Here is an 18719-nt window from a genome sequence, read left to right as displayed (position 1 = left end):
TGCGTCGAATACGGACTATTGAGATGGTTGCAAATTGCCCGATTAGCGGATAATGCCTATTGCAAGTTGCACGGAGAAACGTGGCCGCATTCTCACACCACAGCTTTGGCGTCAGCCTTGATAGCTGATTTGCGATACGTCAGCAAAACGATACCGGTGACCACAATTACCCCGCCCAGAATCTGCCCCGCACTGAGCATTTGATCCAGCACAATCCAGCCCATCAGCAACGTCGCCAACGGCTCGATGTTCATTACCGGTGCATTGCGTGGCATGTCCAGCCTGGGCACGGAAATGAACAGCACGATAAAACCGGTGCCGTACAGCACCACCAGGGTGGCCAGGGCCAGCCATCCGGTGGAGGTTGCGGGCAGGTTCAGTCCGCCTGGCAGGGCGCCAGTCAGTCCCGCCAGATTGACGCTGCTGAAGACGATGAAAATGGTCAACAGACTGCGTACCGAACCACGTACCTGAGACAACTTGTGGTCGGTGATCCACAGCGCGCAGGCGAACACGGTGGCGGCGCAGAACGCGAGCGCGACGCCCAGCAGCCATTGCGGGCCGACGCTGTTCTGGGTCGAAGGACGCCCGGGGACATCCAGTACAAACACCAGCCCCACCAGAATCAAACCCATCAACGAAGCGGTGCGTGCGGTCGGTCGCGGACCACCCAGCACCCAGGTGAGCAGCGCCAGCAGGATGGGAAACACGTTGCCCACCAGCAGCGCCAGCGCCACCGGCACCCGTGCGACGGCTGAGTACAGACACAGGCTCTGCGCGGTAATCAAAAGCCCCAACAGCAACTGCCAGCGCCATGTACCCGCCGGCAGACGCAGACTTTGTCGTTGCCACAGCACCACGCCTGCCAGCACCAGCAAGGTCCCGCCAGAACGCATCAAAATCGCCAGCAACACACCCGCGCCATCATCAAAAGCGACTCGCGCCGCCACATGGTTACCGGCGAACGCGCAGCCCATGCACAAAAGAATGATCACCGCGAGATGGCGAGGGAAGGGTGGCGATACGGGTTGCGCAAGTGTAGGGCGGGACATGGCAGATCTCGAAGGGTGACAGGCCAACTGGGGAATGGCGTGGGTGTTTTTATTGTGTCGTCGTACAACTTCGTCGATTTGTACCGTATTCGGGTAGGTCGGGCAAGAGAGGCAGGGAGGTGGATTGCCTTTAGTGAAAGGCTTTGGTCGGTTTTTTTGGTGCCTTGGCTAAAAGGTAGAGATCGTATGACTAATTTGTCTCGGCTAATCATGAGCCTTTCGCGAGCAGGCTCGGCCACGTCATCAATCACCCAAAAACGAAAAGCCATTGACGACCATCTTTGGTAACTGATACGTTTTTTAAAGACGAAGCGTTTTTTAGGTATCACAAAATAATAATAGAGAATTTTATGAGAACCCTCATGCCGTCACGATTCGCCCTGCAGCTTTCCACCCTTTTTTTTCTTGGCGTCCCCCTTGTTCCTGCCCAGGCTGCCGACGTCACGATCAAGCGCGACGAGTACGGTACCGCTCACGTTTACGCCAGTGAGGTTTATGGTGTGTTCTATGGCTATGGCTATGCCATCGCTCAGGATCGCTTGTATCAACTGGAGATATCCCGACTCAGTACCCAGGGCCAGGTTGCGCAGGCATTGGGCAAGGACTACGTGAATTTTGATATCGGCATTCGTAAAAACTACTCGCCGGCGAGCATCAAGGAACAACTGGCCAAGTTGCCCCAGGCTGATAAGGACATTCTTGAAGGCTACGCTCAGGGCATCAATAAATGGCTGGACGAGATCGACCGCAATCCGGGCGCGTTGATGCCAAAGCAATTCATCGACAATGGCTTCACCCCGCAGCGCTGGACCTCGTTCGACGTGGCGATGGTGTTTATCGGCTCAATGATCAACCGCTTCGGTGACTACAACAGTGAGTTGCAGAACCAGCAGTTACTCGATGGAATGATCGCGCAAAGCGGGGACAAAAACGGTAAGGCGCTCTTCGAAAAACTCCTGTCCGTCGATAACCCGGATGCCCCTACCACGGTCCCCAAGGGCGAGTGGCAACCGTCCGTGCGCAATGGCGCTTACGTACCGGCCAAGACAAAGGCAGTCGCGCAGCAATCGCCCAAACCTCTGCCGTTGCTGGCGCTCAATGACCCAACCCTGGCATGGGAATCACCGAAGGAGCGGGCCTTCAGTAACATCATCGTGCTCGGTGCGAAGAAGTCGAAGGACGCCAAGGCGATTCTCCTCAACGGTCCGCAGTTTGGTTTTTATCAGCCGGCCTATACCTACTCGATCGGCCTGCACGGTGCCGGTTATGACGCGGTCGGCAACAGCCCGTTCGGCTACCCGATGGTCGAGTTCGGTTACAACAAAGACATTACGTGGGGTAGTACCTGGGGGGCAGGGGACAACGTCGACATCTATCGCCTGGAACTGAACCCGAAAAACCCGGAAGAGTACCTTTATCAAGGGCAATACCGGCCGTTTGAAAAACGCATCGAAACCGTCAACGTCAAGGGTGAAAAAAACCAACAGATCACTGTCTATCGCAGCGTGCAGGGCGCCGTCGTCGAGTATCAACCCGAAGCCGGTGTTGCCTACGCCAAACGACGGGGCTGGGAAGGCGAAGAAGTCGCCACCTTGATGAGCTGGAACAAAGTCAGCAAGGCGAAAAACCACGAGCAATGGGTCGATCAGGTTCAACATTCCGCGATCAACGTCAATTGGTACTACGCCGACAACAAGGGCAACATTGGCTACGCCCTTGGCGGTCGGTATCCGGTGCGCGTGCAAGGTCACGACAACCGTTTGCCGGTATCGGGCAGCGGCGATTTCGAGTGGCAGGGCTTCATGCCGTTCGCCACTAATCCTCAGGTCTACAACCCAAAAACCGGCTACATCGCCAACTGGAACAATCGTCCTGCCGAAGGTTTTCCGAATCCGGATCAATGGTGGTACTCCTGGAACACCGCGGACCGTGTCCAGACGCTGTTCACGCGCCTGGACAGCCGTCCGGCCTTTACGCCCTCCCAGGCCTGGGACTTGATGATGGAGGCGGGGTTCGAAGACCCGAATGCACGGTTCTTCGTGCCGCGTCTGGTGAAGGCCGCCGAACACAGTGACCAGGCAACAGTGCGCGATGCCGCTGCCATCCTCGCCGGATGGAATTATCAAGACCTCGATGCCGATGCTGACGGGCGCTACGATTCGGCGGCGACACCCATTTTCCGCACCTGGCTCAAACACATGCTGGCGCTGTCACTGGGCGACGTGCTGCCCAAGGACCAGGTCGGGAAATTCCTTTCAACCGGCCACTTCACACCGGGCGGTGGCACGCCGGGCAGTCAGAATATCGAGGTCGGCACCAAGGTCATGCATCAGGCGATGATCGCCACGGCGGCCGAGAAAGCCAAAGGTTTCGATCTGTTCAAGGGCAAGGATGTCGACGCACTGATGCTCAAGGCGTTGCAGCTGAGTATCGATGAGTTGAGCGCGGAACAAGGGCCGGATGCAAAATCCTGGCACACGGAGATTGCGCACACAATCTACGCGCCGAAGAACTTCCTGGGCATTCCTCAGGCGGGTGAAAAGGAACAGATGAATAATCGTCTGGCAATGAATCGCGGCACCGAAAACAACCTTACGGTGTTTGCCATGGACGGTGTGCAAGGCTTTGAAGTGGTCGCACCCGGGCAGTCGGGTTTTATCGCTCCGGACGGTACTCGTTCCAGACACTTCGACGATCAATTGGCTCTCTATGGCGATTTGAAAAACAAACGCACATGGCTGACCGAGGAAGATATCAAGGCGCATACGGTCGAGGAAAAAACCCTGACTTATTGATTGGGGTTCGCCACCCGGCGGCACTGCTCCAGATTCAAGCTCTGGTAGCGGGGCCGCCTCCCTTCGCATTCAAGCACCGTGCCGTTGAAATACACGTCCAGTGTGGATGCCTCCAAAAATAAAAAGATCCATAGGGAAGCAAGACATGCATATCGTTCGTTCGACCCAAGTGGTCGCAGGGTTTTCGGCCGTCCTTTTTTTGACGCCAACCATGATTCAGGCCAATGAAGCCGGCTTTATCGAGGACAGCTCGCTGACCCTCAATACCCGCATGTGGTACTCCCACGAGGTCGGACACAAGAACACTTTTTATCGCGCCCAGACATCCGAAGGCCCCCGCAAGGTGCGTGATCGCACCGCATGGCTTGAGGGATTCAAGCTCGATTATGTTTCCGGGTTCAGCCAGGGCATGGTCGGTTTCGGCCTGGATCTCTCGATGTTTTCCGCCGTCGCTCTTGAGCGCAGCAAACTGGCGACCGCAGGCGGGAGCAACCGCCTGCTGGTCGACAAGGACGGTGATGTGGTTGATGACTGGAGCAAGGTGGGCGTAGCGGCGCTGAAGGTCAAAGTCGCCGATACGCTCATCAAGGTTGGCAGGCAGCAGCCGGCCAGGACACCGGTCATGGGATATTCTGATACTCGAACATTGCCAGCATCATTTGATGGTGTATCGCTTGAAAGTCATGATATCGAAGGTCTGACGATCAAGTCCGGTTATTTCGATGAGGCTACGCCGCGAACCGGTGCTGGCAGTCAAGACTTGAGCCCCTCGTTCGGATCGCGACTGGTCACCAGCGACTCGATCGCTTACGCCGGTGCCGACTACCTGAGCAAGGACGGCTGGCGCGCCAGTGCCTATGTGTCACGCTTCGATGATATCTGGGACCGCCAGTACCTGGGCCTGGGCAACAAATACACGTGGGGCGGGTTCTCCACTAAAGTGCAGCTCGATGCCTACAACACGCAGTCGAGCGGTAGCGAAGTGGCCGGGAAAATAGATCAGCAAGCTTACGGGCTGACGATCGCGCCCAGTTATCAGAACCACACCTTGCGATTTGGCTTGCAGCAAATCAAGGGCGATGAGTATTTCGACTACGTAGGCGAATCCAACGCCATCACCCTGCCCAACATCTTTCTCTCCAACTACAACGGCCCGAACGAGCGCTCGTATTCCGTTAACTATATCAATGACTTCGCAGCCTACGGCGTGCCCGGTTTCACCACCAGTCTCTGGTACGCCAAAGGCTGGGGTATCGATGGCACTCACTATAACGGCGGGGCCAATGGCATCTATTCGTCTGTACTTAATCAAAGCGACGAAAGCCACGATGAAATCGGCACCCTTGTCACCTACACCGTTCAATCCGGTTATTTCAAAGGGGTGAACGTGCTAAGCGGTTACGCTTGGCATCACGCCAGCCAGTATCAAGCGGAAGGCAACGTGGATGAGTTCCGACTGATCGTCAACGCCCCCATCAAGATCTTTTGATCTGCCATTGCTGCAATAAATACAAATTACAAATCTGCGAACCCAGTCGGCGCCGTTATTGACTGTCATGCCCTCCGGTACACAGCTTGTGAAGTGGGAACGATCAATTTGCCGGGTGTTTTGCACTGGTGAGTCGTAGCGCGCAACCTCGGCCACCAGCTAACGAGGCAATGACGCAAGCCGGCAACGTGAACATCAACTCGTCCGTAGTTTAGGGCGAGTTATCAAGAGCCGTGACCACACGCGACACAATGTCGGCGATGCTGTCGGTCTCGACAGAGGCCAGGGCGGGCTCAATCGCTCATCAAGTCAGGTTGGTTGATCGTGTCCGAGGCGGCTGACCGTATGTATCTTCACTTGCATTGACGCCCAAAGGTAGAAAGGAGCTGTCTGGCCGATTTGGGATCACAGTTGATAACCAGGACACGGAGAAAGCCGGCGTGCGAAATGTGACGCAACCCGCCGAAGCGGGTTTACCGATGTCCTGACTACTCGCGGCTTGACCTGGGCATACCGTAACCAGCCCTCTGGACGTGACGCATCAGGAAAACTGAGGGTAGCAATGGAGTAAAAAATTCACAGATAAGTGGTATTGAATTAAATATTCCATTGGTTTACTCTCGATCCCACGTTGTACGAAATCAACCGCTGTTAGCACCTAAAAAAACAAACAATCGGGAGCAAACATGAAAGCGAAAGTGTTGTTGGGACTGTTCATGACCGCCGCAGTGGCACTGCCAACCTGGGCAGCTGACTGGACTGTAGGTGCTAACGTTGGCAACGTGCCCTGGGAATTTCAGGACGCCAAAGGTGAATTCGTCGGCTTCGAAGTCGATGTTGTAAAAGAAGTGGCAAAGCGCGCCGGGAAAACCGTCGAGTTCATCAATATTCCTTTCAACGGCCTGTTCAGTGCCGTGCAATCAAAGCGAGTCGAGATCGCGATTTCATCCATCACCATCACCCCAAAACGTCTGGAGTCGGTTGCTTTCGCGCAGCCTTACTTTGACAGCGACCAGTCCCTGACCTCGCTGACTACGTCCAAGGTCAAGAGCCTGGCCGACATGAATGGCAAAGTGGTTGGCGTCGATACCGGCTCGACCGGCGACATGTGGATCGGCCAACACAAGGACGAGTACAAGTTCGCCGATGTCTCGCGATACGAAGGACTTTCGCCAGCCATGCTTGACCTGGCTTCCGGGCGCATCGATGGCTACCTCAGCGATATTCCGGCGCTGCTCTACTACATCAAGGACAAGCCGCAATACAGCATCGTCGCGCGTATTCCCACCGGTGAACGTTACTCGCTGATGCACGCCAAAGGCTGGGCAATGACTGATCAGGTCAACGACATCATCAGCAAGATGAAAGAAGACGGCACACTCGGAAAGATCCATAAACAGTGGTTTGGCACCGAAGCCGATAAGGATTCGAGCACCATGAAAGTGACCGCTGTCCTCAAGTAAGCCCTGCCGATGCTGCATGTAAGTGGCGACACCTGTTCGCCACTTGTAATGACCGAGGTATCCCATGGATCTTTTGCAGACATTTTTTAACTGGAACGTGCTCGTCGAGTCGCTTCCGCTGATGATGCGTGGACTGGGCGTGACCATTTTGCTGGGGGTGGTGAGCATCGCCCTGGGCCTGGTGGGTGGGCTTTTGCTGGCCTTGTTGCGGTTGTACTCCTACGCACCTGTCCGAGTTCTCGCACGTATCTATATCGATATCATGCGTTCCATTCCATTGCTGGTTTTGCTCGTCCTCATCTATTACGCGTTGCCTTTTGTCGGCATTCGACTGTCGTCTTTTGCGGCTGCCGCCAGTGCGCTCTCGCTGGTCTCCTGCGCCTACAGTGCAGAGATTTTTCGCTCCGGCATCGAGGCCATTCCCCGTGGCCAGTTTGAAGCTTCGGCTTCTCAAGGCATGAGTTTCTTCAACACCATGCGCGATGTCGTGTTGCCGCAGGCCATCCGCATCGTAATGCCGCCGATGACGAGCAATTGCATCAACGTGATGAAAGACACGGCTCTGGCCTCGGTCGTAGCCATGCCTGACTTGCTCAAGCAGGCGACCCAGGCACAGGCGCTGGCCGCCAACCCGACGCCGCTGGTAGGGGCCGCCTTGCTGTATCTGTTGCTGCTGTTGCCGCTGGTGCAAATGGTTAGCTGGGTTGAGCGTCGTAACGCCTCTGGAGGAAAAACCGCATGAGCACGTTGATCGACATCGAAAAACTCGACAAGTACTACGGTAACTTCAAAGCGTTGAGCGATATCAATCTGCAGGTCGAAGAAGGTGAGGTGGTGGTCATTCTGGGCCCGTCCGGCTCTGGTAAATCGACCTTGATCCGTTGCATCAACCTGCTTGAGAACTACCAGAAAGGGCATATCCGCGTGGCCGGCGAGCGTGTTGAAAACGGTCCGCGACTGGCCGCCATCCGCAGCGAAGTGGGTATGGTGTTTCAGAGTTTCAACCTCTATCCGCACCTCACAGTCCTGGACAATGTATCGCTGGCGCCGATCCGGGTGCGCGGCTTGAGTCGGCGTGATGCGCATGCACGGGCCAAGGAATTATTGGTGAAAGTCGGCATGGGCGATCATGCACACAAATACCCGAGCCAATTGTCCGGCGGCCAGCAGCAACGTGTTGCCATCGCCCGCACCATGGCCATGGAACCTCGCGCGATTCTGTTCGACGAACCGACTTCGGCGCTGGACCCGGAAATGGTTGGCGAGGTTCTGGACGTCATGCAAAACCTCGCTCGCTCCGGCGTCACGATGGTCGTGGTCACTCACGAGATGGGCTTTGCCCGTCGGGTTGCCGATCGGGTGATATTCATGGAAAGCGGACGCATTGTTGAGCAGAACATCCCTGAACCCTTTTTTACCGCACCTCAGGAACCTCGCACGAAAGCGTTCCTGCAGGCCATCCTGCACCACTGAATCAGCTGGAGAAAGTAGAGTGAATCCTCTCGATATCGAATACGTTCGCAAGCAATTTCCAGGTCTGGCCGGTGGATACACCTACATGGATAACGCCGGTGGTTCGATGGTACTCGGTGCCGTCGCTAACCGGGTCACTGATTACCTGCTCAACAACAGCGTGCAACTGGGCGCTTCCTACCAGCCTTCCGTAGACGCCGGCGAGCGAGTGATGCAGGCTCGTCACTCCGTCATGCAGTTGATCAACGCCGAGCATCCCGAAGAAGTCATCATGGGCGGCTCGACCACCCACTTGCTGCAAATACTGTGTCGCGCCATCGCACCGTCAATTGTCCAGGGCGATGAAATCATCGTCACCAATTGCGATCACGAGGCGAACATCGGCCCATGGGTCAAGCTTTGCGAAAGCCGTGGCGCGACCTTGCGCGTATGGCAGGTCAACCGCGACAGTTGTGAGCTGGAGCTGGACGACCTGCAGGTTTTGCTCAACAACAAAACCCGTTACGTGGCCATGACGCACACCTCCAATATTCTCGGCTCGGTCAACCCGGTAGCCGAGGTTGCGCGGCGTGTTCATGCAGTGGGCGCCAAATTATGCGTGGATGCCGTCGCTTATGCGCCACACCGTCTGGTTGATGTACAGGCCAGCGGTGCCGACTTCTACGTCTATAGCTTCTACAAAACCTTCGGTCCGCACTTTGCTGTGCTGTGGGGGCGTCGCTACCTGCTGCTGGAGCTGCCGAGCCTTAACCATTTCTTTATTGGCCAGGACGTGGTGCCTTACAAATTGCAGCCGGGCAACGTCAATTATGAGTTGTCGTTTGGCTGCATCGGCATCACTGATTATCTGCTCGATATCAGTACCCGTATTGGCGCAGAAGGCAATGAACGCAAGCGCATGCAAGCTGCTTTCGATGCCTTTGAAGTGCAGGAAGACTTGCTCTGCGAACGTTTGCTGGCATTTTTGCGTCAGCGCGAAGGCGTGCGCATCATTGGCAAGGCGCAAACCCACAATCGAGTGCCAACGATCAGTTTCGTGGTTGAGGGCGTTCAATCCGAGGCTATTGTGCGCCAGGTCGATGAGCACCGTATTGGTATCCGCTTTGGTGACTTCTATGCGCGGCGACTCATCGAGGCGCTTGGCCTTGATCGATTCGGCGGGGTAGTGCGGGTGTCGCTGGCGCATTACAACACCCTGGAAGAAGTCGACCGCCTCATCGCCGCGCTGGATCAAGCAATCAATGCGTTGCGTTGACGGGCGTACACTCTTCTAATTTTACGAGCTTTCATCATGGCCTTACCTGAAACCCTTGCAGAGCTGCGTGACTGTATAGCGTCCCAGCACGAGCAACTGACCGGTCGTCTGCGCGATGCTGCGCGATTCCTGATCGACAACCCGCATGAGATCGCACTCAACACGGTTGCCGAACTGGGTAAGCGCTCAAACATCGCGCCCTCCGCTTATATTCGGCTGGCTCAGGCCCTTGGCTTTGCGGGTTTCAAGGATTTACAGCGCCTGTTCCGTGCACCGCTGCAACAGGCTGCCGACACCCACAGCGAACGTATTCGGCACTATGGCGGTGAAACTTTGCTGGAGGACCCGAGTGACGTCGGCGCGATTCTGCGTGAGTTCAGCCAGGCCAATATCGTTTCTCTGGAACACCTGGCCGAAGGCGGCGAGCAGGCCAATATAGAAGCCGCCATCGCCCATCTGCAAGTCGCGCGTACGACCTTCGTTATCGGCATGCGGCGTGCTTTTCCGGTGGCGGCATATCTGAGCTACGCGTTGAGTCGTGTGGGCCGGCGAACCGTGCAAATCAGTGGTGCCGGCGGCACGTTGCCCGAGCAGGTCAGCGCCATTGCCAATGATGATTTGTTGATAGCCATCAGCTTTCCGCCGTACGCCAGTGACACTGTCGAGGCTTGTCGCCAGGCGCGCCAGGCAGGCGTGACGTTGGTGGCGATCACTGACAGCGTTCTGAGCCCTATCGGGCAGATGGCCGATACGGTGATTGAGGTCAACGACGCCGAACTGCTTGGTTTTCGTTCACTCACCGCTTCGTTCTGTATTGCGCAAACCCTGGCGATGGGGCTTGCCTTCAGCGAGTGGGAATCGGACAGCACCTCCAGTCATGACCGACTGAAGGATATCGACTGCTAAGCCGCTACCTTCGCTACGTACTTATAAAACCCGTCACTTCAGGAGAAGATCCCGATGGTTTCACCTGCACGCGATTTAGTGGGCTACGGTAGACAACGCCCGCAAGGCTCCTGGCCGAATGGCGCACGATTGGCCATCAGCCTGGTGATCAACTACGAAGAAGGCTCCGAGCGCTCGCTCGCCATGGGCGACCCGGACCAGGAATCAATGACCGAATGGGGCAGCTATTCAATACCCGACGGCACCCGCAATCTGGCGATGGAATCGATGTATGAGTACGGTTCTCGCGTCGGGATCTGGCGAATCCTGGATATTCTCGACCAGCAATCGGTTCGCGCGACCTTTCATGCATGCGCAGTGGCCTTCGAGCAGAACCCTGATGTTGCTCGCGCCGCCGTTGCCGGTGGCCATGAGATTTGCAGTCACGGGTATCGCTGGGAGGAAGTGTTTCGCCTGACCGAAGAACAGGAGCGTGAACACATACGCCTGGCAATCGAGTCCTTCGAACGCACCTGTGGCAAGCGCCCCGTTGGCTGGTATTGCCGGTATGGTGCCAGCGTCAATACCCGTCGGCTGGTCGCTGAGGAGGGTGGCTTTCTCTACGACTCCGATGCCTACAACGATGATGTTCCCTACTTTGTCGAGGTCGAGGGTAAGCGCCACCTCGTTGTGCCTTACACCGCTGACGTGAACGACTTCCGCTACTGGAACTCTCCGGGGCTGTCGCAGGCATCGGACTTTCTCGAGTACATGAAAGAAAGCTTTGAGGTGCTTTATGAGGAGTCGGCTGAAGGACCGCGCATGATGTCGATCGGACTGCACCCACGCATGGTGGGCCGTCCCGGGCGGGTCAGGGCGATCAAGCAATTCATCGAGTATGCCAAGCAGCACGGCGGTGTCTGGTTTGCTACGCGCGAAGAAATCGCCCGTGCCTGGCTTGAACGAACTTGATGGCGTGGCAATCACACTGTGACGCCAGCCGTTCGACAGAAGTCGCCATTCAATCCCGGGCAATCTTGTCATTTGCCAAGGCTTAGGGCAGGGTCGATACCACTGACATCTCTGCCAAAGGAGTCACTCCATGTCAAAGCTATATCCCAGTATCGATCCTGAGGGGCTGGTCGAGTACTCAGTGGTCTACACCGACCGCTCGCTCAACCACATGTCGCAGTCGTTTCAAGGCGTGATGAAGAACATTTCCACGACCCTCAAACAGGTCTACAACGCCCAGGCGGTTGCGGTGGTCCCGGGCAGCGGCACGTTCGGCATGGAAGCGGTGGCGCGACAGTTTGCCACCGACCAGCAATGCCTGGTGATACGCAACGGCTGGTTCAGCTATCGCTGGAGCCAGATCCTCGAGATGGGCAACATCCCGGCGGCCACCACGGTGCTCAAAGCCCGACCGGTCGACACCGGTAGCCAGGCTGCCTACGCTCCACCGCCTCTGGACGAAGTGCTGGCAGCCATTGCAGCGCAAAAGCCGCAGATTGTCTTCGCCCCCCACGTTGAAACCTCATCAGGGATCATCCTGCCCGACGACTACCTGCGGGCCGTCGGCGACGCCGTGCATGCGGTGGGTGGCCTGTTCGTGCTGGACTGCATCGCCTCGGGCACGATCTGGGTTGATATGCACAAATGCGCAGTCGACCTGCTGATCAGCGCACCGCAGAAAGGCTGGAGCGCCTCCCCGTGCTGCGCCCTGGTGATGCTCAGTTCCCTGGCCCTCGAGCGCATCGAACAGACCCAAAGCAGCAGCTTCGCCTGTGACCTGAAAAAGTGGCTGCAGATCATGCAGGCCTACGAACAGGGCGGACATGCCTACCACGCGACGATGCCCAGCGATTCCCTCGCGCGATTCAACGAAGTGATGAAAGAGACCCAAGCCTACGGTTTCGACAAGGTCCGCGGCGAACAGCAGGCCCTGGGCGATCGGGTGCGCGCAATGTTGACCGGCAAAGGCTTCAAAAGCGTGGCCGCAGCCGGCTTCCAGGCCCCAGGCGTCGTGGTGAGCTACACCGATGATGCCGACATCAAGAGCGGCAAGAAATTTGCCAATCACGGCCTGCAGATCGCCGCCGGAGTGCCGTTGCAATGCGACGAGCCGGCCGACTTTCAGACCTTCCGCATCGGTCTGTTCGGCCTCGAAAAGCTGAACAATATCGAGCGCACGGTCAGCACCCTCGAGCAGGCGCTGGACGAGGTGATGGTTAGCTAAGCGGGTATTCGACACCGTTACCACCGTGGTCCCGGACATGTTCAAAAGCACGGGCGTAGACATGCGCCGCCTGACCGGCCGGGGCCGGGTACTTCTGGAGTAGGGCTGGTATGCAACCTTTTGATACGGTGATTCGCAACGCCCGCGTGGTAACCGCCGCGGATACGTTCACCAGCGATATCGGTATTCGCGACGGGCGCATCGTTTCCCTTGGCCTGGACCTGGCGCAAGGTCTCCAGGAAATCGATGCCGCAGGCCGGCATGTCACCCCAGGTGGCATCGACAGCCACGTGCACCTCGACCAGCCGACCGGCGACGGCTCGGTGATGGCCGATGACTTCTTCAGCGGCACGGTCTCGGCGGCCTGCGGCGGCACCACCACCGTCATCCCGTTCGCCTGCCAGCAGAAGGGCGAAAGCCTGCGCGCTGCCGTCGATGACTACCATCGTCGGGCGGGTAACAAGCCGGTGATCGATTATGCCTTCCACCTGATCGTCACCGACCCCACCCCGCAGGTGCTGCGTGAAGAACTGCCGGCCTTGATTGCCGAGGGCTATACCTCGTTCAAGATCTACATGACCTACGATGCGCTGAAGCTGGGCGACCGGGAGATTCTCGAGACGTTGTCGGTCGCGCGCCGCGAGGGCGCCATGGTGATGCTTCACGCCGAGAACAGCGATTGCATCGCCTGGCTTACCGAGCGGCTGTTGGCGGCCGGGCTGACTGCACCGCGCTACCACGCCGCGTCGCGGCCGATGCTGGTGGAGCGCGAAGCGACCCATCGTGCCATCGCCCTTGCCGAACTGGTGGACGTGCCGATCCTGATCGTGCACGTGTCGGGGCGCGAGGCCGTGGAGCAGATTCGCTGGGCCCAGAGCCTGGGGCTGAAGGTGTACGCCGAAACCTGCCCGCAGTACCTGTTCCTGACCGCCGACTCGCTGGGGTGTGACGACAGCTTCGAAGGTGCCAAGTGCATCTGCAGCCCACCGCCGCGCGATGCCGCAAACCAGCAGGTGATCTGGGATGGCCTGGAGAACGGCTCGTTCGAGATTTTCTCGTCCGACCACGCACCCTTTCGCTTCGATGGCCCGGATGGCAAGAAGGCCCACGGTGAACAGGTGTCGTTCGACCAGATCGCCAACGGCATTCCCGGTGTCGAAACCCGCATGGCGCTGCTCTGGTCCGAAGGCGTGCGCACTGGGCGCATCACCGCGCAAAGCTTTGTCGCGCTGACCTCTACCAATGCCGCCAAGATGTATGGGTTGTATCCGCGCAAGGGCAGCATCGCCATTGGTGCTGATGCTGACCTGGTGATCTGGAACGAAGGTGAGTCGGTGCACCTGAGCAACGCAATGCTGCACCACAACGTCGATTACACGCCTTACGCCGGCATGACGCTGAGCGCATGGCCGGCCATGACCCTGTCTCGCGGTGAGGTGGTCTGGGACGGCGAGCCGCGTGGTGAGGCGGGTCGCGGCCTGTTCCTGCCGTGCGAGCGCCCGGCACCCGCGCAACTGCGCCGACGCAAGACTGAGTTGCCATTGTGAGTGCGGTCGCGCAGGTGGCCGCCAGCCTGATTCGTGCTTGGCGTGAGGGGCGCCAACAACCGTTGCCAACCCTGGAGCTGGCTAGCGAAGCCCAAGCCTACGCCGTGCAGCACCAGGTAGCGGATGCCCTCGGCTGGTTCGCTTCCGCGTCGCCAGCGGCGTGGAAACTGGGTGGTGCGCCCGGAGGGCTGATCAGCACCGCCGGGGTTCCGGCAATGGCAATACACCCGTCGGGTTGGCAGGTTCCGCCGGGCGATGCCTTCGGTTTCGGGATCGAGGGAGAGCTGATCGTGCGCCTGTCCCGCGACCTCGACGAGCACACTGATCTGGCCACGGCCTATGCGGCGGTCGATGTATGGATGCCGGGCATCGAGTTGTGTGGCACGCGCTGGCTGCAGGGTGACCAGGCCGCGCCATTGCTTCGGCTGGCCGATCAGCAACTCAACCGCGCGCTGGTACTCGGTGCCCCGCAAACGCTGGGGGACATGCCGGATTGGTCAAGGCAACAGGTGGCGTTACGGGTGGCCGGAGAGCTTGAATTCGTCGGCGTTGGCAGCCATCCATTCGGTGATCCGCTGAGTTCGCTGCCGTGGCTGGCGCGTCATGCAGCAGCACAGGGCAAACCCTTGCGAGCCGGTGACTTGGTGGCTACTGGTAGCTGGACCGGTATCTACTGGGCGCCGGCCGGGGTGCAAGTGGAAGTTGAGTTTGCCGGGGCAGGGCGGGTTGCCTTGTCGACTTGATGAACTTCAAAGGCTTGCTGATGTTTTTGTTTACAGAGCGCCAATGGCTGCGCGACTAATCAGGCTGATTCGGACTTCTCGACTGCTGAAACGAAAGCGACGCCTGCGCGCCGCTTTCATTGGCTCATTGCTGATCAGTGCTCCTGCAAAAGGCGCTTTTTACGCGGTGCCGGGGCAGGCTCATGGTGTTCTTCGATTTCCACAATCGGCACTTCTTTGCCGTCACAGTCGAACAATTTGCCATCGCGAAAGAAATCACCATCGTTGAGCGCGGCGATATCCCTGTAGCGCAAAGTGCGCTCGGTGGCGGCGACGAACACTGACTGCTGGTCGGAGTTTCCGGCCCGCAGGTGGTTGAACAGCAGATTGAGCGCAATGGCCATGATCGCTGCCGAGCTGATGCCGGAGTGGAAAATGGTCTCGAACCAGGTCGGGAAATGGTGGTAGAAACCTGGCGCGGCGATCGGGATCATGCCGAAACCAATCGATGTGGCAACGATGATCAGGTTCATGTTGTTGCGATAGTCCACCTGGGCCAAGGTGCGGATGCCACTGGCTGCGACGGTGCCAAACAGTACCAGGCCGGCCCCACCGAGGACGGCGGTAGGCACGGCTGCGACCAGGCGTCCCATCACCGGCAGCAGGCCGAGGGTCACCAGGATCAGGCCTGCGGTGGCTACTACATAACGACTCTTCACTCCGGTTACGGCGACCAGGCCAACGTTCTGCGCAAAGGCACTCTGGGTGAAGGAGCCGAACAGTGGCGCCAGGGCACTGGAAATCATGTCTGCCCGCAGGCCATTGCCGAGGCGTTTGGAGTCGACCCGGGTTTCGATGATCGCGCCGACGGCGAGAATGTCGGCGGAGGTCTCGACCATGGTCACGATAATCACGATCAGCATCGACAGGATCGCGGCGAGATGGAACTGGGGGGCGCCGAAGTGCAGGACTTCAGGTAGTGCGACCAAAGGGCCTTCAAGCACTTGGGAGAAGTCGGCCATGCCCAGCGCTGTCGCGACCAGCGTCCCGATGACGATCGCCAGCAGAATCGACAGGCGCGAGAGGCTGGCGCTTCCCAGCTTGCTGAGCAGCAGCACCGTAGCCAGCGTGAACGCCGCCAGGGATATGTTGGACGTGCTGCCAAAGTCAGCGGCCTGGCTGTTGCCGCCCATGGCCCAGCGCGCCGTCACCGGCATCAGGGTCAGCCCGATAGTGGTAATGACAACTCCCGTCACCAGCGGCGGGAAATACTTGATGATGCGCGAGAACAGCGGTGTGATCAGTAGACCTATTAACGACGACGCGATTACCGCCCCGAACACGACTGGCAGCCCGCCAGAGCCGTCATTGCCGATGATGGTGATCATGGTGGCGACACCGGCGAAGGAAACCCCCTGGACCAAAGGGAGGCGGCAGCCGAAGAAGGGAATGCCCAGTGTCTGCAGCAAGGTGGCCAGGCCGCCGGCGAACAGCGATGCGGCGATCAACATACCAACTTCGGCGGGAGCAAGGCCGGCAGCCTGACCGATGATCAGGGGCACCGCGATGATGCCCCCATACATCGTCAGCACATGCTGAAGACCGTAGGCCAGGTTGGCGCCAATTCCGAGGTTTTCGTCCTCTGGACGAGTTGAAGCGGGAGAAGTCATGGTGATTAGCTCGCTTTTGTTATTGTCATGCGTCTAACAGCACTGTCTCAGTTGCACTCCAAGAGTTGTCGGTGCAACCGTTTTCCCGCCGTTGCGCTCAATGGTGAGCGCAACGGCATGAATCCTTCACTCGCCGCTGACCAGTTGGTGGGCCAACTGATTATGGCGTTCCAGTACCAGGGGCAGGTCGACCGTCGTGATACGACCGTCTTTGACCACTACACGACCATTGATCACACTGGTGTCTACCGTGGTCGGCGTGCAGAACACCAGCGCCGCCAATGGGTCGTGATGGGCGCCGGCGTAGCCCACATGGCCAAGGTTGAACGCCACGAAATCCGCAACCATGCCCGGTGCCAGGGCGCCGATATCATTACGGTTGAGCACCTTGGCGCCACCCAGCGTGGCGATTTCCAGCGCCTCGCGAGCGGTCATTGCATCCGGGCCAAAACCGACACGTTGCAACAGCAGCGCCTGGCGGACTTCGCCGATCATGCTGGCGCCATCGTTGGAGGCCGAACCGTCGACGCCCAGGCCCACCGGGACACCGTGGTCGCGCATCTTGCGGATCGGCGCGATTCCCGAGGCCAGGCGCATGTTCGAACACGGACAGTGGGCGACCCCGGTTCCGGTACGCGCGAACAGTTCAATGCCGTGCTGGTCCAGTTGCACACAATGAGCGTGCCAGACATCGGGGCCGACCCAGCCCAGGTCTTCGGCGTATTCGGCAGGCGTCATGCCGAACTTCTCACGGCTGTAGGCGATGTCATTGACGTTCTCGGCAAGGTGCGTGTGCAGCGACACACCATACTGGCGCGCGAGCACCGCTGCTTCGCGCATCAGGTCGCGGCTCACCGAAAAGGGTGAACAAGGCGCCACGACCATGCGCAGCATCGAACCGTGGCTGGCATCATGGTATTGCTCGATCAGACGCTGCGAATCCTTGAGGATGGCGCTCTCTTTCTCCACCACTGAGTCGGGCGGCAGACCGCCCTGGCTACGGCCTACACTCATGCTTCCGCGTGCAGCGTGGAAGCGCATGCCAATTTCCTCGGCGGCATGGATACTGTCATCAAGCTTGCAGCCGTTAGGGTAGATGTAGAGATGGTCACTTGAGGTGGTGCAGCCAGAAAGAATCAGCTCGGCCATCGCCGTCTGGGTCGATACCGAAATCATTTCAGGCGTCAGGCGTGCCCAGATCGGGTACAGGTTGTTCAGCCAATTGAACAGCTCGCCGTCCTGAGCCGCCGGCACTACGCGGGTGAGGCTCTGGTACATGTGGTGGTGAGTATTTACCAGTCCTGGAATGACCACTTTTCCCGTCATGTCCAGAATCACATCGGCCTGTTGCGGCAGCGTTTCACTCGGGCCGACCTGCTTGATCAGATTGTCCTCGATATACAGGCCACCGCGCTTTATCTCCCGGCGCTCACCATCCATCGTCACCAAAAGTTCGGCGTTCTTGACCAATAAAGTCTTAGGCATACGTGCTCCTCTCCTGCTTGGAGTTTGGTTTCAACTTGACGCTGTTACAGGCACCGGTTTTCGGTTTGAGCGAAGCTCTTGCAACCAGGCACTGCGTAGGGATAATTCCTGGTTGGCCGGGATCGGTCAGTGCTGTCACACACGCACGGACACTGGCGAGGCACATGTACTCGACTGCCCCGCGCAGTGGCGCAAGGTAATGGGTAGGTGATCCAGGCGACCCTGCAAACCCTTGCACTTCAACAGGCTTTCGCCCGCCAGGTCACTGCCGCCCATTGAATCAATGCTGGCATCAGTCAAGGGGGTGAGGATGTTCCAGGTGGTCTGGGCGAACGGGGTAAACACGAATGCGTCGACCGTTCGATAGCTCAGGCAAGCATCGAAGTGAGTGACGAGCGGCATTGCTGGAAGATTCTCAAGGGGGGCGAGCAGTTGCGAGTGTTCCATGGCTTGAGACCAGCGCAATACGCAGCGGCGATGACCGATGTCGTAGGCGCGGCAAAATGTAAACACAATTAAATCGCATTGTATACATTAAAGGCGCGCCTGGATTTCACGGGTAGCTTGGCTGCCATTCCAGCGAGGTGGTGTACACGCGATTCATGGGCGGTACCACGCCACTCGCTGGGCGCGCAAAAAAACAGTGA

General features: G+C 58.3%; 15 protein-coding genes. 11 read left to right on the top strand and 4 right to left on the bottom strand.

All coding sequences use genetic code 11. The features are described 5' to 3' along the window. Positions 1–92 precede the first annotated feature (92 nt). Complete coding sequence (locus tag ASE98_RS24200) at positions 93–1052, bottom strand: EamA family transporter (RefSeq protein WP_060543824.1); 960 nt, start codon at positions 1050–1052, stop codon at positions 93–95. A gap of 362 nt (positions 1053–1414) precedes the next feature. Between ASE98_RS24200 and ASE98_RS24195 the strand changes: the two genes are divergently transcribed. The 11 genes from ASE98_RS24195 to ASE98_RS24145 all read left to right on the top strand — a co-directional run bounded on the left by ASE98_RS24195 (position 1415) and on the right by ASE98_RS24145 (position 14938). Next, complete coding sequence (locus tag ASE98_RS24195) at positions 1415–3847, top strand: penicillin acylase family protein (protein ID WP_236707832.1); 2433 nt, start codon at positions 1415–1417, stop codon at positions 3845–3847. Between the two features lie 145 nt (positions 3848–3992). Beyond that, complete coding sequence (locus ASE98_RS24190; protein WP_060543822.1) at positions 3993–5336, top strand: OprD family outer membrane porin; 1344 nt, start codon at positions 3993–3995, stop codon at positions 5334–5336. A gap of 686 nt (positions 5337–6022) precedes the next feature. After that, a complete protein-coding gene (locus tag ASE98_RS24185) occupies positions 6023–6799 on the top strand; it encodes a transporter substrate-binding domain-containing protein (protein WP_060543821.1) in 777 nt (258 codons plus the stop codon). 64 nt (positions 6800–6863) lie between these two features. Next, positions 6864–7541 (top strand): amino acid ABC transporter permease, encoded by a 678-nt coding sequence (locus ASE98_RS24180; RefSeq protein ID WP_060543820.1) that lies wholly within the window; start codon positions 6864–6866, stop codon positions 7539–7541. Then, a complete protein-coding gene (locus tag ASE98_RS24175) occupies positions 7538–8272 on the top strand; it encodes an amino acid ABC transporter ATP-binding protein (RefSeq protein ID WP_060543819.1) in 735 nt (244 codons plus the stop codon). The genes ASE98_RS24180 and ASE98_RS24175 overlap by 4 nt, the downstream gene beginning before the upstream one ends. Positions 8273–8291: 19 nt before the next feature. Then, positions 8292–9527 carry a cysteine desulfurase-like protein gene (locus ASE98_RS24170; protein ID WP_060543818.1) on the top strand — a complete coding sequence of 412 codons (1236 nt, stop codon included), beginning with the start codon at positions 8292–8294 and terminating at the stop codon, positions 9525–9527. 36 nt (positions 9528–9563) lie between these two features. Beyond that, on the top strand, positions 9564–10433 hold the full coding sequence (locus ASE98_RS24165) for a MurR/RpiR family transcriptional regulator (RefSeq protein ID WP_060543817.1): 870 nt from the start codon (positions 9564–9566) through the stop codon (positions 10431–10433). A 54-nt stretch (positions 10434–10487) separates the two neighbouring features. Then, positions 10488–11384, top strand: coding sequence for an allantoinase PuuE (locus ASE98_RS24160; protein ID WP_060543816.1), 897 nt, complete (start codon positions 10488–10490; stop codon positions 11382–11384). Between the two features lie 130 nt (positions 11385–11514). Then, positions 11515–12648, top strand: a complete 1134-nt coding sequence (locus tag ASE98_RS24155) for an aminotransferase class V-fold PLP-dependent enzyme (RefSeq protein WP_060543815.1) — start codon at positions 11515–11517, stop codon at positions 12646–12648. A gap of 110 nt (positions 12649–12758) precedes the next feature. Continuing rightward, a complete protein-coding gene (gene hydA, locus ASE98_RS24150; protein ID WP_060543814.1) occupies positions 12759–14195 on the top strand; it encodes a dihydropyrimidinase in 1437 nt (478 codons plus the stop codon). Beyond that, a complete protein-coding gene (locus ASE98_RS24145) occupies positions 14192–14938 on the top strand; it encodes a 2-keto-4-pentenoate hydratase (protein WP_060543813.1) in 747 nt (248 codons plus the stop codon). Before hydA ends, ASE98_RS24145 begins: the two co-directional genes overlap by 4 nt. Positions 14939–15072: 134 nt before the next feature. On the opposite strand, the gene ASE98_RS24140 is transcribed toward ASE98_RS24145, so the two are convergent. From ASE98_RS24140 to ASE98_RS24130, 3 genes are all read right to left on the bottom strand, one after another. Further along, positions 15073–16587, bottom strand: a complete 1515-nt coding sequence (locus ASE98_RS24140) for a nucleobase:cation symporter-2 family protein (RefSeq protein ID WP_060543812.1) — start codon at positions 16585–16587, stop codon at positions 15073–15075. A 126-nt stretch (positions 16588–16713) separates the two neighbouring features. Further along, entirely contained in the window at positions 16714–18072 is a 1359-nt protein-coding gene (locus tag ASE98_RS24135; RefSeq protein ID WP_060543811.1) for an 8-oxoguanine deaminase, read from the bottom strand. Between the two features lie 135 nt (positions 18073–18207). Next, positions 18208–18474 carry a hypothetical protein gene (locus ASE98_RS24130; protein WP_060543810.1) on the bottom strand — a complete coding sequence of 89 codons (267 nt, stop codon included), beginning with the start codon at positions 18472–18474 and terminating at the stop codon, positions 18208–18210. Positions 18475–18719 lie beyond the last annotated feature (245 nt).

It is taken from the genome of Pseudomonas sp. Leaf48 (genome assembly GCF_001421885.1).
Classification (GTDB): Bacteria; Pseudomonadota; Gammaproteobacteria; order Pseudomonadales; family Pseudomonadaceae; genus Aquipseudomonas.
The sequence above is the reverse complement of the archived record's forward strand: the minus strand, read 5'-3'. Positions and strand labels throughout refer to the sequence as shown.

Excerpts from the sequence above, each read along its gene's own strand:
- ASE98_RS24200 (WP_060543824.1), bottom strand. The coding sequence starts at position 1,052 with ATGTCCCGCCCTACACTTGCGCAACCCGTATCGCCACCCTTCCCTCGC.
- ASE98_RS24195 (WP_236707832.1), top strand. The coding sequence starts at position 1,415 with ATGCCGTCACGATTCGCCCTGCAGCTTTCCACCCTTTTTTTTCTTGGC.
- ASE98_RS24190 (WP_060543822.1), top strand. The coding sequence starts at position 3,993 with ATGCATATCGTTCGTTCGACCCAAGTGGTCGCAGGGTTTTCGGCCGTC.
- ASE98_RS24185 (WP_060543821.1), top strand. The coding sequence starts at position 6,023 with ATGAAAGCGAAAGTGTTGTTGGGACTGTTCATGACCGCCGCAGTGGCA.
- ASE98_RS24180 (WP_060543820.1), top strand. The coding sequence starts at position 6,864 with ATGGATCTTTTGCAGACATTTTTTAACTGGAACGTGCTCGTCGAGTCG.
- ASE98_RS24175 (WP_060543819.1), top strand. The coding sequence starts at position 7,538 with ATGAGCACGTTGATCGACATCGAAAAACTCGACAAGTACTACGGTAAC.
- ASE98_RS24165 (WP_060543817.1), top strand. The coding sequence starts at position 9,564 with ATGGCCTTACCTGAAACCCTTGCAGAGCTGCGTGACTGTATAGCGTCC.
- ASE98_RS24160 (WP_060543816.1), top strand. The coding sequence starts at position 10,488 with ATGGTTTCACCTGCACGCGATTTAGTGGGCTACGGTAGACAACGCCCG.
- ASE98_RS24155 (WP_060543815.1), top strand. The coding sequence starts at position 11,515 with ATGTCAAAGCTATATCCCAGTATCGATCCTGAGGGGCTGGTCGAGTAC.
- hydA (WP_060543814.1), top strand. The coding sequence starts at position 12,759 with ATGCAACCTTTTGATACGGTGATTCGCAACGCCCGCGTGGTAACCGCC.
- ASE98_RS24140 (WP_060543812.1), bottom strand. The coding sequence starts at position 16,587 with ATGACTTCTCCCGCTTCAACTCGTCCAGAGGACGAAAACCTCGGAATT.
- ASE98_RS24135 (WP_060543811.1), bottom strand. The coding sequence starts at position 18,072 with ATGCCTAAGACTTTATTGGTCAAGAACGCCGAACTTTTGGTGACGATG.
- ASE98_RS24130 (WP_060543810.1), bottom strand. The coding sequence starts at position 18,474 with ATGCCGCTCGTCACTCACTTCGATGCTTGCCTGAGCTATCGAACGGTC.